Here is a 13,950-nt window from a genome sequence, read left to right as displayed (position 1 = left end):
ACGCGCCCCGCACACCCCCGGTGTTTGCGTTCAATCTCGCTTGCGGCGCGAAAGGCGTTATAAGCCGCCCATGCCTCGCCTCATTCGCGCCATCGCTCTCCTGATCCTTGCCCCGCTGGCGATGATCTCCGCGCCCGCTGCCGCCGATCCGGCCGATATCGACGCTGCCGCGCGCGGCGTGGTGCGGGTGGTCCTGATCGGCGAACAGAACGAAACACTGGTGCCGGTCACACATGGCAGCGGTTTTGCCGTCAGCCCGACGCGGATCGTCACCAATGCCCATGTTATCCAGGAAGCGCTGCAGGACGACACGCTGCGGATCGGCGTGGTGCCGAGCGAAGGCGAAGGCGGCACCTTTGCCCGCGTGGTGGCAGTCTCGCCGCGCAATGATCTGGCACTGATCGAGATCGCTAAGGGCACCTTGCGCCTGCCTCCGCTGACGCTTGCGGGGGGGGCCGGGCGCGATCTCGGCGAGGTTTCCGCCGTCGGCTATCCGATGAATGTCGATCTCGCCCAGGGCCTTGATATCCAGGACATCTTCCGCGCCCAGCCGCCGGTCAAATCGCGCGGCTTCCTGTCGGGCGAGCGGCCCAGCCGCCAGTTCGACACCCTGCTTCACACCGCTCCGATCGCGCGCGGCAATTCTGGCGGGCCGCTGCTCGATGCTTGCGGGCGCGTGCTCGGGGTCAATTCCTTCGGCGCTGATTCGGGCGGGTCGGATGCCGAGTTCTACTTCGCCGTATCCTTGCGCGAATTATTGCCTTTCCTGCAGGGCAACGGGGTCGAGCCTGTCGTCAACGCCCTGCCCTGTCGTTCGATCGAGCAACTGAACGCCGATGAGCGCCAGCGGCTCGAGGCCGAACAATCGCTGGCGCGGGAGCGACTGGCGCTGCGCGCCGCGCGGGCGAGCGAGGTGCGCGAGACGGCGCGTCTGGAAGCGCAGATGGCGGTGCTCGAAGCGCGCGAGAACGCGATGGCGCTGGCGCTGATCGCGCTGCTCGCCGCAGCTGGCACAGGAACACTCGCTGTGCAGTGGCGGCGCGATCCGGCCACCGTCAAGCGCGCCGGTATCGCCGCAGGGGTGGCAGGGGCGGCAATGATTGCAGCGGTGCTGGTGTGGCTCACCCGGCCGGGCCTGGCCGAAATCGAGGACAGGGTCGCCGCCGCCCTCGCCGAAGCCGAAGGCAGCACTGGCGGGGATGCTGAGGGAGGCCAGCCCTCGCTCGCCGCCGAGGGCGCGCTGCTCTGCACTCTGCAACCCGATCGCAGCCGCGTTACCAGCGCGCGCACCGACGATGTCGCCTTCGACTGGGCTGCCGATGGCTGCGTCAACACCCGCACCCAGTACGGGCTTTCGGCTGGGGGAGCATGGAGCCGGGTCCTGGTGCTCGAGGACGAGGCGGCGGTGGCGGTCAATAGCTATGACCCTGATACCCGCACCTTCCGCACCGATCGCTACCTTCTCGGCAAGCAAGCGATGGACAAGGTGCTGGAAGCGCGCGCGCAATATGAACCGCCTGCCTGCGGGGTCAGCGATGCCGCCCGCACGCTGGGCGAGCAGCAATCCGCGCTGGTCGCCATGCTACCTGAAGCGCCCAATGAACGGCTGGTCTATAGCTGTACGACAAGACCTTCAGGGGCCGCGCAATGACGCGGACGCGGCCTACCGGTCCTGCTAGGCCGCCAGCGCCTCGCCCGAAAGGGTGATGCGGTGCATCTCGCGCGCATGGCCGTGGTAGTCGTTCAGCGCATTGTGCCATGTCGTGCGGTTGTCCCAGATCGCCACCGTCCCCGGCTGCCATTGCACCCGGCACTGGCTGTCTTCGCGCAGCGCGGCGGCGAGCAGCTTCGATAGCAGCAGCAGGCTCTCCTCGCGGGTCTGCCCGACGAAGTTGATCGTGAAGGCGCCGTTGACATAAAGCAGCTTGCGGCCCGTCACGGGATGGCGGATCACCACCGGATGCACCGCCCCGGTGCGGATGTCCTGTCCGCGCAGCGACGCGCCCTGATCGGTCTGGGCGTAGATGCCGCCCTCCTCATAGACATGATCGGCGGTGTGGAAGGCTTCGAGCCCCTCGATCGCGGCCTTGGTTTCCGCGTCGAGATCGTCATAGGCCGCACCCATATGCGCGAACAGCGTATCGCCCCCGGCAGGCGGCAGCACGCGTGCAACGAGGATCGATCCCATCGCGGGCACCTGGTCATATGAATGATCGGTATGCCACGCGCCGCCAATATTGGTGGTCTGGTCGGGCGCCTTGCTGACCAGAGCGATTTCAGGCCAGCGCGGATCGAGCGGGAAGTAGTTATTGAGATCGATCCCGCCCCAGGCCCGCGCGAAGGCGATATGATCTTCCGGCGCGAAGTCCTGATCGCGGAACACCGCCACACCGTGTTCATAGATCGCCTGCTTGATCGCCGCCATCTCGTCATCGCTGCACGAAGCGAGCGCAACGCCCGCAATCTCGACTCCGCAGCGCGGGGCCATGGGCCGCATTTCCATTTGTCCTCTCCCTCGGGCGATTGCCGCCTCTTCATCTCAATCTGTCCTTCGGGCGGCTGCCTGTCCAGAGAATCCGGTGCACCGGCTTGCAGGAACGGGAATCAATTGCTAGGCGCGCGCCAGCCTTGCAGGCGGCCTCTCCGCTCGCTCTGTATCCGAGGCCCAAGCAATTACCCTACGAAGCTCGCAAGAGGACTGCACGCGCGTGGATATTTCCGCCGGTATCAAGGCCAGCCTGGCTGGACGCTACGCCTCGGCCCTGTTCGATCTGGCCGCCGAGAACGGCAAGGTCACGGCCGTGGAGAGCGATCTCGAGACGCTCGCCGCGGCGCTGGCCGAATCGGCCGACCTGGCTGCACTGACCACCAATCCCGAGCTTTCGCGTGACGCGCAGGGCAAGGCGATGGCCGCTGTCGCCAAGAAGCTTAAACTGTCTGCGCTGACCGCCAATTTCCTCGGCGTGCTGGCCGCCAACCGCCGTCTGGGCAAGCTGCCGGCGATGATTTCCGCGTTCAAGGCGATTGCCGCAGCCCAAAGGGGCGAAGTCAACGCCACGGTCACGAGCGCCCACCCGCTGACCGCCACCCAGCTTACCGCACTCAAGAAAAAGCTGACAGCGCGCGAAGGCCGCACGGTCATGCTTTCCGCCACGGTCGATCCCGACCTTCTCGGCGGTCTTGTCGTCACCATCGGATCGCAGCGCATCGATGCCTCGATCCGCACCCGTCTCAACTCGCTCGCCAAAGCCATGCAGGCTTAAAGGACACGAAAAATGGAAATCCGCGCCGCAGAAATCTCCAAGGTCATCAAGGACCAGATCGCCAGTTTCGGCACCGAGGCCGAGGTCAGCGAAACCGGTACCGTGCTGTCGGTAGGTGACGGGATTGCCCGCATCCACGGCCTCGACAAGGTGCAGGCCGGCGAGATGGTGGAATTCGCCAACGGCGTGCAGGGCATGGCGCTCAACCTCGAAGCCGACAATGTCGGCGTCGTGATCTTCGGCTCGGACGCCGAGATCAAGGAAGGCGACGTGGTCAAGCGCACCGGCACCATCGTCGACGTTCCGGTCGGCAAGGGCCTGCTCGGCCGCGTTGTGGACGCGCTGGGCAATCCGATCGACGGCAAGGGCCCGATCGTGGCTGACGAACGTCGCCGCGTCGAAGTGAAGGCGCCGGGCATCATCCCGCGCGAATCCGTTTCCGAGCCCGTCCAGACCGGCCTCAAGGCGATCGACGCGCTGGTGCCCGTGGGCCGCGGCCAGCGCGAGCTTATCATTGGTGACCGCCAGACCGGCAAGACCGCCGTCGCGATCGACACCTTCATCAACCAGAAGGAAGTCAACCAGGGCGACGACGAGAAGAAGAAGCTCTACTGCGTTTATGTCGCGGTCGGCCAGAAGCGTTCGACCGTCGCGCAGATCGTCAAGCAGCTCGAAGAAAACGGCGCGATGGAATATTCGATCGTCGTCGCCGCGACCGCTTCGGAGCCCGCCCCGCTGCAATACCTCGCGCCCTATACCGGCTGCGCGATGGGTGAATTCTTCCGCGACAACGGAATGCATGCCGTGATCGTCTATGACGACTTGTCGAAGCAGGCCGTGGCCTATCGCCAGATGTCGCTGCTCCTGCGTCGTCCTCCGGGCCGCGAAGCTTACCCGGGCGACGTGTTCTATCTCCACAGCCGCCTGCTTGAGCGTGCGGCGAAGATGAATGAGGAAAACGGCCACGGCTCGCTGACCGCGCTGCCGATCATCGAAACCCAGGCGGGCGACGTGTCGGCCTACATCCCGACCAACGTGATCTCGATCACCGACGGCCAAATCTTCCTTGAAACCGGCCTGTTCTATCAGGGCATACGTCCGGCGATTAACGTCGGTCTGTCGGTGAGCCGCGTCGGCGGTGCCGCCCAGACCAAGGCGATGAAGAAGGTTTCGGGCTCGATGAAGCTCGACCTCGCGCAGTACCGCGAAATGGCGGCCTTCGCGCAGTTCGGCTCGGACCTCGACGCGGCGACCCAGAAGCTGCTCAACCGCGGTGCGCGCCTGACCGAGCTGCTCAAGCAGAAGCAGTTCTCGCCGATGCCGTTCGAAGAGCAGACCGTGTCGATCTACGCCGGCACCAACGGGTTCCTCGACTCGATCCCGGTCAATCGCGTCAACGAATACGAAGCGCAGATGCTCGACTTCATGCGCCGCGAACAAGGCGACGTGCTGGCCGAGATCCGCACCAGCAAGAAGTTCGAAGGCGAAGTCGCGGACAAGACCAAGGCCGCGCTTGAAGCCTTCGGCAAGCAGTTCGCGTAAGGACGCCCTGACGTGCCCTCACTCAAGGAACTCAAGGGCCGGATCAACTCGGTCAAGTCGACCCAGAAGATCACCAAGGCCAAGCAGATGGTCGCGGCGGCCAAGCTGCGCCGCGCCCAGAGCGCGGCGGAAGCAGCGCGGCCCTATGCGACCCGTCTGAGCGCGGTGATGGCCAGCCTCGCGGGCAAGGTTTCGGGCTCGGCTGCGCCCCGCCTGCTGGCGGGCACCGGCTCGGACCAGCGCAACCTCCTTGTTGTGGTCAACACCGACAAGGGCCTGTGCGGCGGTCTCAACTCGAACCTCGTCAAGGCCGCCAAGGCCAAGGCGCGCGAATTGCAAGCCGCTGGCAAGCAGGTCGAATTCTACCTCGTCGGCAAGAAGGGCCGCGCGCCGCTGAAGCGCGAGTTCCCGAACCTGATCGGCGAAGGCTTCGACACCAGCACGGTCAAGACGCCGGGCTTCACTGAGGCCGAAGCCATCGCGAACGAACTGATCGCGATGTTCGACGCCGGCCAGTTCGATGTCGCGCACCTGATCTACCCGACCTTCAAGTCGGCGCTGGCGCAGGAGCCGACCGTCACCCAGCTCATCCCTGTCCCGGCGCCTGCCGAAGCGGCCAGCGGGGACGCGGTGGTGCAATATGAACCGGGCGAGGAGGAAATCCTCGAGGAACTGCTGCCGCGCTACGTGCGCACCCAGCTGTTCGGCGCCCTGCTCGAACGCGAGGCTTCCGAACAGGGCGCCTCGATGACCGCGATGGACAACGCCACGCGCAACGCGGGCGAGCTGATCCAGAAGCTGACGATCCAGTACAACCGCAGCCGCCAGGCCGCGATCACGACGGAACTGATTGAAATTATTGCGGGCGCGGAGGCGCTTTGATGAAGCGCCTATCCGCCATCTCTGCCTTTGCGCTATTGGCGATGGTCAATCAGCCGCTTGGCGCAGAAATAACGTCCGACAACTTTGCGTCCGAGATGTTCGTGACGCATTGCCTTGTCATGCAGGGCGATGGACAGGCAATATCTGACGCGCTTGCGAACGCCCCCTCTCTCGCCATGACTCTTGATGGAGAGGGCCGGAAAAAGGTATTCGGAGAGACCGCTTCGACCGCTTGGCTACTTAGACCGGTAGCTGGCGCAGAACCAGTCTTTCTGGGTGTTTCTGATAGGTCATGTCATCTAAAGACCGTGGGTCAAATCGGCAATCAATCACAGCATCTTGAGGCTTCCATGGCTTCGATCGCTGCAACGCTGAGCGCGAAAAGCGGCCGACTTGGAAGCCTTGAACAAGTCACGGGGCGCAACGCGCCGGGTGCCGCATTCGGTTTCGAGACCCAAGACAGAAACTACACTGTTCTGATCTGGCAAAGCTCACAAGCAGCAGACCAAATCGAAATCCTCGCACTTTTTTAAGCAGTAAAGAAACTACCGTTTCCAGAAGGAACAAAAATGGCAACCGCACCCGTACTCAACCAGACCACCAACGGCACCATCAGCCAAGTGATCGGCGCGGTCGTCGACGTGCAGTTCGAAGGCGAACTGCCCGCGATCCTCACCGCGCTCGAAACCCGCAACGGCGACAAGACGCTGGTGCTCGAAGTCGCCCAGCACCTCGGCGAGAACACCGTGCGCACCATCGCGATGGATGCGACCGAAGGCCTCGTGCGCGGCGCCGAAGTGGTCAACACCGGCGCGCAGATCTCGGTGCCGGTTGGCCCCAAGGTTCTGGGGCGCATCATGAACGTCGTCGGCGAGGCGATTGACGAACGTGGCCCGATCGGCGCGGAAAGCACCGCCCCGATCCACGCCGATGCGCCGGCCTTCGTCGACCAGTCGACCGAAGCGGCGATCCTCGTTACCGGCATCAAGGTGATCGACCTTCTCGCGCCTTACGCCAAGGGCGGCAAGATCGGCCTGTTCGGCGGCGCGGGCGTCGGCAAGACCGTGCTGATCCAGGAACTCATCAACAACATCGCCAAGGGCCACGGCGGCGTGTCGGTGTTCGCGGGCGTGGGTGAGCGCACCCGCGAGGGCAATGACCTCTACCACGAATTCCTCGACGCGGGCGTTATCGCCAAGGATGCCGATGGCAATGCGACCTCGGAAGGCTCCAAGGTGGCACTGGTGTTCGGCCAGATGAACGAGCCTCCGGGCGCCCGCGCACGCGTCGCTCTGTCGGGCCTGACCATGGCGGAATATTTCCGCGACGTCGAAGGCCAGGACGTGCTGTTCTTCGTCGACAACATCTTCCGCTTCACGCAGGCGGGGTCCGAAGTGTCGGCCCTGCTCGGCCGTATTCCTTCGGCGGTGGGCTACCAGCCGACCCTCGCGACCGACATGGGCAAGCTGCAGGAGCGCATCACCTCGACCACCAAGGGCTCGATCACCTCGGTCCAGGCGATCTACGTGCCCGCGGACGACTTGACCGACCCGGCGCCTGCGACCTCCTTCGCGCACCTTGACGCGACCACCACGCTGAGCCGCGCGATTTCCGAACTCGGCATTTATCCCGCGGTCGACCCGCTCGATTCGACCAGCCGCGTTCTCGAACCGCGCGTCGTCGGTGCCGAGCACTACGAAACCGCCCGCCGCGTTCAGGAAACCCTGCAGAAGTACAAGAGCCTGCAGGACATCATCGCGATCCTCGGAATGGACGAGCTGTCCGAAGAGGACAAGCTGATCGTCGCCCGCGCGCGCAAGCTGCAGAAGTTCCTGTCGCAGCCCTTCCACGTCGCGGAAGTCTTCACCGGCATCCCGGGCTGCTTCGTGCAGCTCGAAGATACCGTGAAGAGCTTCAAGGCGGTGGTCGACGGCGAATATGACCATCTGCCGGAACAGGCCTTCTACATGGTCGGCGGGATCGACCAGGTGGTCGAGAAGGCCAAGAAGATGGCCGAAGAGGCTTGATAGGAGGTCGTCGTAGCTCGGTGTTAGTTGGAGCCAGCGACGTCTGATGTGGCATGCATCTGCCTGTAAAGGGCATAAAGGAGTTATCTTATGCTGGATGCAGTGCGACGCCTCGGACTTCATTACCTTTCCAGCGGCAGAACAATCCCGCAAGCATCGCAGCTTCAGCGTTTTCTGGACAAGGACTTTCTGATCCAGACACTCCGACAGCTGCAGATAGATTGTGTGCTCGATGTAGGGGCCAATCGTGGTCAGTATGCGGAGAGCCTCAGGGACATCGGATACACCGGCGAGATCCACTCGTTCGAGCCGATCCCCGGTATTTTCGACCTGCTCAGTCAAGCCGCAGCGTCAGATCCACACTGGCACGTGCACAATTTCGCTCTTGGTCAGACGGCGGGGACGAGCGAGTTCAACCTCGTAGGCGACGGCGGTCCGAACTCTGTGTATAGTTCGTTTCTCAGTCCTGCCCATTCAACGATTCCTGAGCGCGTAACGACAATATCGGTAGTGATAAAGACGCTGGATTCTCTTATCGACGTAATCGCTCCGCTCAATGATCCAGAGCGTCGGCTGTTCTTGAAAATGGACACTCAAGGCTACGACATTGAGGTATGCGAAGGGGCAAAGACACTGCTCCCGAGAATCCTTGGACTGCAAACGGAAATCTCTGTCACCCAGATTTATGCCGGGCAACCAGACTATATAGAAGCCCTGCGCTACTGCCGCGATCTCGGTTTCAGCCTGATGAATCTCTCCGTGGTTTCTCGCACGGAAAAATGCGCGGTGCTTGAGTATGACTGCGTCATGGCGCGGCTCGATTAGACAGTGACATGCCATAATTCAAAACGGATAAATCAATGCCTCTCCACTTCGAACTCGTCACCCCCGCCAAGCTCGTCCGTTCTGAGGATGTCCACATGGTGGTCGTCCCCGGCACCGAGGGCGAATTCGGCGTGCTCGAGGGCCACGCGCCCTTCATGTCCACCATCCGCGATGGCGCCGTCCAGGTCTTCGCATCAGCCAACGCAGCGCCCGAGATCATTCAGGTGCGCGGCGGCTTTGCCGAGGTCAACGAAAACGGCCTCACCGTGCTGGCAGAGCACGTCGAGGGGTAAGAACCCCGGCCAATCGACGAACGACTGACAAGGGCGGGCCAAAGGCTCGCCCTTTCTCGTTTCCACCTCTTTCCTTTCCGTCGCTTGCTCGGCACAACGGCACCAGATTATCCTTGAGGAGAGGACGCGTGAAACTTGTCTCAACCCTTGCCCTGGCGCTCGCAATGACGATCACCGCAACCACCGGCGCGGCAGCCGCCGATCAAGCCCCTGTCGATGGTGTTCCCGGCCCCGAACAGGACCCCTTCATCTGGCTTGAGGAAGCGCGCTCCAAGGAAGCGCTCGACTGGGTGGCCAAGGAAAACGAACGCACCCTCGCCGCGCTCGAAAGTGATCCTCGTTTCGCGCAGCTGAAAACCGAGGCACTGGCAATCTTCGACAGCCAGGACCGCATCCCCTTTGTCAGCTTCCGTCCCGACGGGCTCTACAATTTCTGGCAGGACAAGGATAACCCCAAGGGGGTGCTCCGCCGCACCACGCTTGCCAGCTACCGCACCGACAATCCGCAGTGGGAAGTGGTGCTCGACATTGACGCGCTGGCCAAGGCAGAAGGGCGGGAATGGGTCTACAAGGGCTCGACCTGCCTGCCCCCGGCGATGACCAAGTGCATGATCGCGCTGTCCGACGGGGGCGAGGACGCCACCATCATGCGCGAATTCGACACTTCGACAAAGCAGTTCGTGGAAGGCGGGTTCGTGCTCGACGAGAAAAGCCAGGGCGGCATCGTCTGGATCGACGAGAACACTCTGCTGGTCGGCCGCGATTTCGGCACCGGCACACTGACCGAAAGTGAATATCCCTTCACCAGCCGCGTCTGGAAGCGCGGAACGACGATCGCCGAGGCCGAGGAATTGTTCCGCGGCGAGGCGAGCGACGTATGGGCCAGCGCGACCCTGCTGCGCGACAATGAGGGCGTGATTCATGCCCGGACTGCCTATCGCGGGGTCAGCTTCCATGAAAGCCTCTACTACGTCTGGAAGGACGGCGCGTGGCTGCAGCTCGACATTCCGAAGAAGGCCCGGCTCTACGGGATCGTCGACGGCCACCTGCTGGTCTCGACCGATGTCGACTGGACGGTAGACGGCCAGACTTTCCCCGCCGACAGCCTCATCGCGATGGATCTGGAGGCGTGGAAGGCCGACCCCAACGGCGCGAAGAAGACGCTGGTCTGGGCGCCCGGCGAACGGCAGACCAAGCAGGGTGCCGCAATCACTGGCGACAGCCTGTTTGTCACGCTGCTCGACAATGTCGTGGGCAAGGTGCTCGAATTCCGCTTCGACGATGGCGCCTGGCGCAGCCGCGAGGTGGCTTTGCCGGACAACGCGACGCTCGGCATCGCGGCCTCCTCGGACACCACCGAAGAGATCATGTACACGGTGAGCGATTTCCTCAATCCCACCACGCTCTACTATACCGACGGCTCTACACCGCCCGCAGTGCTCAAGACCTCTCCCGCCTATTTCGACCCCGAGGGCATGGAGGTCGCGCAATACGAGGCGACCAGCAAGGACGGGACCAGGATCCCCTACTTCATCGTCAAGCCCAAGGGCATGACCATGGACGGCTCCACAGCCGCTCTGATGACCGGCTATGGCGGGTTCCAGATTGCGAGCCTGCCTAGCTATCTCGGCCCGACCGGCAAGCTGTGGGTTGAGAAAGGTGGCGCCTATGTGCTCGCGAACCTGCGCGGCGGGGGCGAATTCGGCCCCCAGTGGCACCAGACCGCAATCCGCGAAAACAAGCAGCGCACCTGGGATGATTTTATTGCGGTGGGTGAAGACCTGGTGAAGCGTGGCTTCACCTCACCCCAGCATCTTGGCATTCAGGGCGGCTCGCAAGGCGGCCTGCTGGTCGGCACTGCCTTCACCCAGCGACCCGACCTGTTCGGCGCGGCAATCGTGCAGATCCCGCTGTTCGACATGCTGCGCTATCACCTGATCGGACGCGGGGCTTCGTGGATCGGCGAATATGGCGACCCGCGCATTCCCGAACAGCGTGCCTGGATCGAGGGTTATTCGCCCTACCAGAAGATTGTGGAAGGTGTGGATTACCCCACGCCGTTCCTGTGGGCCTCGACCGCCGACGACCGTACCCACCCGGCGCACGCGCGCAAGGGGGCGGCAAAACTCAAGGCGCTTGGCCAGCCTTATTACTACTTCGAGGACACCACCGGAGGCCATTCCGGCGGGGTCGACAACGAACAGCGCGCCAAGCTGCAGGCGCTCCAGTTCGTTTACCTGATGCAGCGGCTGATGGACGACCGCAGCGGCGAATAGACAGCGCGCCTTGTCGCGTTGCAGAGGGGCAGCTCCGGCTAGGGAGCTGCCCTTTTTGCGTTATATAACAAGGCCAACTGCAAATACCTGTAAAGCAGACCGACACTTTGCGCTCGCTTCGTCGCACGCGCGGCACGGAACGGTTTGTGAAGCGGGAATTAACCCTGTTTTGCAGCCACTGGTTAAGCCTGCACGTCAACACTTGGTCCATCGGGGGCGATCAACCGATGAAGGACGAGACGACATGGCTTACCCAAGGGATATTTCGATCTCCGAAGCGATCAAGCGCTACGGCCTGCCCCGCAATCACCGCGTCCACTGGTCGAAGGCCCGCAAGGATGACGTGGTGCGCGCCGTGCGCGAGCAGGCGATCAGCTTTCACGAGGCGCGCCAGCGCTACCTGTTGAGCCGCACCGAGTTCGAACAATGGGAAGCCGATTATATCGCCAGCGGCGGCGAGGCGGCGCGCATGCAGGACGCGTGATGCGCTGATCTGGCCCTAGCGCGTCGGCGCGTTGAAATCGGCGGGCTTGTTCGCGATCCATGCGACGAATTTGGCGATGGCGGGATTGGCGCGGATCACTTCGGTATCGTCTCCGATCCGCGCCAGTTCGTTGTTGGTGAAGTTGGCGTGGATCGTCTTGTGGCAGATCGGGTGCACCGGCACCTTCACCTTGCCCTTCTTGGCCTTGGGCACCGGGTGATGCCACTGGACGATTTCGCCCAGCGGACGCTCGCACAGCCAGCAAGTGAGCGGCGCGGTTGCTTCGGTGTCAGGCGGCATACCAGTGGACCCTCCAATGAGCGAACTTCTTCGGCACGAAGGCCGTGCGATCCTCGTCGGTGATCACCGGAGGCGCCAGCGAATGGAGCGCAAAGCCGGGCATAGCCGCAGCCACGATCGGAGCGGCATCCTCATCGCGCATCACATCGAGCCATAGTCCCTGAATGCGGATAGGTCCCGAGAAACGAAACGGTTCAGGCGCGTCATTCGGATACCAGCGATATTGCGCCTGCCAATACAGCTGCAATTGGCCCGGCTCAGCGCCGGCGTGGAATTGCACCCGGTTGTTCTCGAAGTGCGGCGCATCATTGCCGTAGTGCGCTTCGAATTTGACCGGGTCCACGCCTTCGACAAACGTCTGGCCGGCAAGATCGGCGAAACTCGATCCCTTCCAGCTACCGGGCTTGAATATGATCCGCAGCACCGGGAACAGCGCGCAATCCTCGCCCGATTGATCGTCCACCTCGATCTCGAGCTCAAGGATCGCGACAGCGTGCTCGGGCCCGTAATCCCAATGCTTGCGAACAAAGGGGCCCCACCTTTTCGGAGCCCAGACCTGCGTGACGATCCCCAAATAAGCCTGAGTCGACCGGGGCGCGACAGCCCTGCCCTCAACCTCGATCAGGGTCGGCGTGACGTCCCGGACCAGCATCGCCGCTATGCCTTCTTCGCCGCCTCTTTCTTCTTCTTCATCGCATCGTGGAAGCGGTCGGCCCAGCCGGGTTTGACCAACTGCTCGGCTCGGACCATTCTGAGTTCCCCCGGAGCGACATCGCGGCTGACGGTCGAGCCTGCCGCGACGATGGCATCCGCGCCGATGGTGACGGGGGCGACCAGCGCCGAGTTGGAGCCGATGAAGGCGCGCTCGCCGATCACGGTCTTGTACTTGAAATAACCGTCGTAATTGCAGGTAATCGTGCCCGCGCCGATATTCGCACCCGCGCCGATGGTGGCATCCCCGAGATAGGTGAGGTGGCTGGCCTTCGCGCCTTCGTGCAGCACCGCGTTCTTCACCTCGACGAAATTGCCGACGAAACTATCTTCCTCCATCACCGTACCGGGGCGCAGGCGGGCGAACGGCCCGACTTTGACGCCGCTCGCCAGTTTGGCTCCCTCGATATGGCTATTGGCGCGCACCAGCACATTGTCGGCTACGGTCACGCCAGGGCCGAAGAAGACATTGGGTTCGATGGTGACATCGCGGCCCAATTGGGTATCCCAGGCGAAGAACACAGTCTCGGGCGCGATCAGGGTCGCGCCCTCGTCCATCGCCCTGAGCCGCCGCGCGGACTGCCAGCGTGCTTCGGCCTCAGCGAGTTCGGCGCGGCTGTTGATCCCCGCCACCTCGTCGGCGCTGTCAGCCACGATCACCGCGCAAGGCTTCCCGTCGGCAATCGCGATATTGACGATATCGGGCAGGTAGTATTCGCCCTGTGCATTGTCGTTGCCGACCCGCGCCAGCAGCGCGAACAGGTCAGCCGCGCGCGCGGCCAGCAGCCCCGAATTGCACAAGTGGCAGGCGCGCTCGCTCTCATCGGCGTCCTTGTATTCGACCATCTTGAGGATGCGGCCGTCATCATCCGCGATCACCCGTCCATAGGCGAGCGGATCCTCCGGCTCGAAACCGAGCACCACCGCGGCCGGGCTGTCCTCACCATGGAGCCGCTCGAGCATTTCGCGCATAGTCGCCGCCCTCACGAAGGGCACGTCACCATAAAGCACCAGCACGTCCCCGGAAAAGCCCGCCAGCGCGCTCTCGGCCTGCTGCACCGCGTGCCCGGTGCCGAGCTGGGGTTCCTGCAGGCAGGTCTGCGCCCTGTCTCCGACTGCCGCCTCGATCTGCTCGCGTCCGGCCCCGACCACCACCGCCAGCCGCTCCGGACCCAATTCCGCAACGCTCGCCATCAGATGTTCGAGCATCGCCCGGCCCGCGACTTTGTGCAGCACCTTGTGCATGTCGCTCTTCATGCGGGTGCCCTTGCCGGCGGCTAGGATGATCGCGGCGAACGAATGTGTGGTCTGGTCCATGTGAGCCCCTGTAGGTCATGGCGCATTTGC

The 13,950-nt window shown here is 63.3% G+C and carries 14 protein-coding genes; 10 read left to right on the top strand and 4 right to left on the bottom strand.

Annotation, left to right across the window (positions count from 1 at the left end; all coding sequences use genetic code 11):
* Positions 1-70: 70 nt before the first annotated feature.
* The gene (locus I603_RS00970) at positions 71-1,651 is read left to right on the top strand and encodes a S1 family peptidase (protein ID WP_068861956.1); all 1,581 of its coding nucleotides are present in this window, start codon (positions 71-73) and stop codon (positions 1,649-1,651) included.
* A 24-nt stretch (positions 1,652-1,675) separates the two neighbouring features.
* Here I603_RS00970 and I603_RS00965 read toward each other — a convergent pair whose 3' ends face one another.
* Entirely contained in the window at positions 1,676-2,503 is an 828-nt protein-coding gene (locus I603_RS00965) for a TauD/TfdA dioxygenase family protein (protein WP_068861955.1), read from the bottom strand.
* A 205-nt stretch (positions 2,504-2,708) separates the two neighbouring features.
* Here I603_RS00965 and I603_RS00960 point away from each other — a divergent pair, with 205 nt between their 5' ends.
* From I603_RS00960 to I603_RS00920, 9 genes are all read left to right on the top strand, one after another.
* Entirely contained in the window at positions 2,709-3,263 is a 555-nt protein-coding gene (locus I603_RS00960) for a F0F1 ATP synthase subunit delta (RefSeq protein ID WP_068861954.1), read from the top strand.
* Positions 3,264-3,275: 12 nt separating this feature from the next.
* The gene (gene atpA, locus I603_RS00955) at positions 3,276-4,805 is read left to right on the top strand and encodes a F0F1 ATP synthase subunit alpha (protein WP_068861953.1); all 1,530 of its coding nucleotides are present in this window, start codon (positions 3,276-3,278) and stop codon (positions 4,803-4,805) included.
* A gap of 12 nt (positions 4,806-4,817) precedes the next feature.
* Positions 4,818-5,687 (top strand): F0F1 ATP synthase subunit gamma, encoded by an 870-nt coding sequence (locus I603_RS00950; RefSeq protein ID WP_068861952.1) that lies wholly within the window; start codon positions 4,818-4,820, stop codon positions 5,685-5,687.
* The gene (locus I603_RS00945; RefSeq protein ID WP_068861951.1) at positions 5,687-6,220 is read left to right on the top strand and encodes a hypothetical protein; all 534 of its coding nucleotides are present in this window, start codon (positions 5,687-5,689) and stop codon (positions 6,218-6,220) included. Before I603_RS00950 ends, I603_RS00945 begins: the two co-directional genes overlap by 1 nt.
* Before the next feature lie 36 nt (positions 6,221-6,256).
* Positions 6,257-7,714, top strand: coding sequence for a F0F1 ATP synthase subunit beta (gene atpD / locus I603_RS00940; protein WP_068861950.1), 1,458 nt, complete (start codon positions 6,257-6,259; stop codon positions 7,712-7,714).
* A 90-nt stretch (positions 7,715-7,804) separates the two neighbouring features.
* Positions 7,805-8,539, top strand: a complete 735-nt coding sequence (locus I603_RS00935) for an FkbM family methyltransferase (RefSeq protein WP_068861949.1) — start codon at positions 7,805-7,807, stop codon at positions 8,537-8,539.
* A 35-nt stretch (positions 8,540-8,574) separates the two neighbouring features.
* Entirely contained in the window at positions 8,575-8,832 is a 258-nt protein-coding gene (locus I603_RS00930; RefSeq protein WP_068861948.1) for an ATP synthase F1 subunit epsilon, read from the top strand.
* 128 nt (positions 8,833-8,960) lie between these two features.
* Positions 8,961-11,108 carry a prolyl oligopeptidase family serine peptidase gene (locus I603_RS00925; RefSeq protein ID WP_068861947.1) on the top strand — a complete coding sequence of 716 codons (2,148 nt, stop codon included), beginning with the start codon at positions 8,961-8,963 and terminating at the stop codon, positions 11,106-11,108.
* Positions 11,109-11,352: 244 nt separating this feature from the next.
* Positions 11,353-11,592, top strand: a complete 240-nt coding sequence (locus I603_RS00920) for a DUF1153 domain-containing protein (protein ID WP_068861946.1) — start codon at positions 11,353-11,355, stop codon at positions 11,590-11,592.
* Positions 11,593-11,607: 15 nt separating this feature from the next.
* On the opposite strand, the gene I603_RS00915 is transcribed toward I603_RS00920, so the two are convergent.
* The 3 genes from I603_RS00915 to glmU are packed head-to-tail and all read right to left on the bottom strand — an operon-like array spanning position 11,608 to position 13,920.
* Positions 11,608-11,892, bottom strand: a complete 285-nt coding sequence (locus tag I603_RS00915; RefSeq protein WP_068861945.1) for an HNH endonuclease — start codon at positions 11,890-11,892, stop codon at positions 11,608-11,610.
* Entirely contained in the window at positions 11,882-12,544 is a 663-nt protein-coding gene (locus I603_RS00910) for a hypothetical protein (protein WP_068861944.1), read from the bottom strand. Before I603_RS00910 ends, I603_RS00915 begins: the two co-directional genes overlap by 11 nt.
* Before the next feature lie 5 nt (positions 12,545-12,549).
* Entirely contained in the window at positions 12,550-13,920 is a 1,371-nt protein-coding gene (gene glmU / locus I603_RS00905) for a bifunctional UDP-N-acetylglucosamine diphosphorylase/glucosamine-1-phosphate N-acetyltransferase GlmU (protein WP_068861943.1), read from the bottom strand.
* Between the last annotated feature and the right edge of the window lie 30 nt (positions 13,921-13,950).

Source organism: Erythrobacter dokdonensis DSW-74 (genome assembly GCF_001677335.1).
In the GTDB taxonomy this organism is placed as follows: domain Bacteria; phylum Pseudomonadota; class Alphaproteobacteria; order Sphingomonadales; family Sphingomonadaceae; genus Erythrobacter; species Erythrobacter dokdonensis.
The sequence above is the reverse complement of the archived record's forward strand: the minus strand, read 5'-3'. Positions and strand labels throughout refer to the sequence as shown.

Bases quoted from the DNA above. Each gene is read 5' to 3' on its own strand.
- I603_RS00970 (WP_068861956.1), top strand. From the start codon at position 71: ATGCCTCGCCTCATTCGCGCCATCGCTCTCCTGATCCTTGCCCCGCTG.
- atpD (WP_068861950.1), top strand. From the start codon at position 6,257: ATGGCAACCGCACCCGTACTCAACCAGACCACCAACGGCACCATCAGC.
- I603_RS00915 (WP_068861945.1), bottom strand. From the start codon at position 11,892: ATGCCGCCTGACACCGAAGCAACCGCGCCGCTCACTTGCTGGCTGTGC.
- I603_RS00930 (WP_068861948.1), top strand. From the start codon at position 8,575: ATGCCTCTCCACTTCGAACTCGTCACCCCCGCCAAGCTCGTCCGTTCT.
- atpA (WP_068861953.1), top strand. From the start codon at position 3,276: ATGGAAATCCGCGCCGCAGAAATCTCCAAGGTCATCAAGGACCAGATC.
- I603_RS00945 (WP_068861951.1), top strand. From the start codon at position 5,687: ATGAAGCGCCTATCCGCCATCTCTGCCTTTGCGCTATTGGCGATGGTC.
- I603_RS00935 (WP_068861949.1), top strand. From the start codon at position 7,805: ATGCTGGATGCAGTGCGACGCCTCGGACTTCATTACCTTTCCAGCGGC.
- I603_RS00965 (WP_068861955.1), bottom strand. From the start codon at position 2,503: ATGGAAATGCGGCCCATGGCCCCGCGCTGCGGAGTCGAGATTGCGGGC.
- glmU (WP_068861943.1), bottom strand. From the start codon at position 13,920: ATGGACCAGACCACACATTCGTTCGCCGCGATCATCCTAGCCGCCGGC.
- I603_RS00910 (WP_068861944.1), bottom strand. From the start codon at position 12,544: ATGCTGGTCCGGGACGTCACGCCGACCCTGATCGAGGTTGAGGGCAGG.
- I603_RS00920 (WP_068861946.1), top strand. From the start codon at position 11,353: ATGGCTTACCCAAGGGATATTTCGATCTCCGAAGCGATCAAGCGCTAC.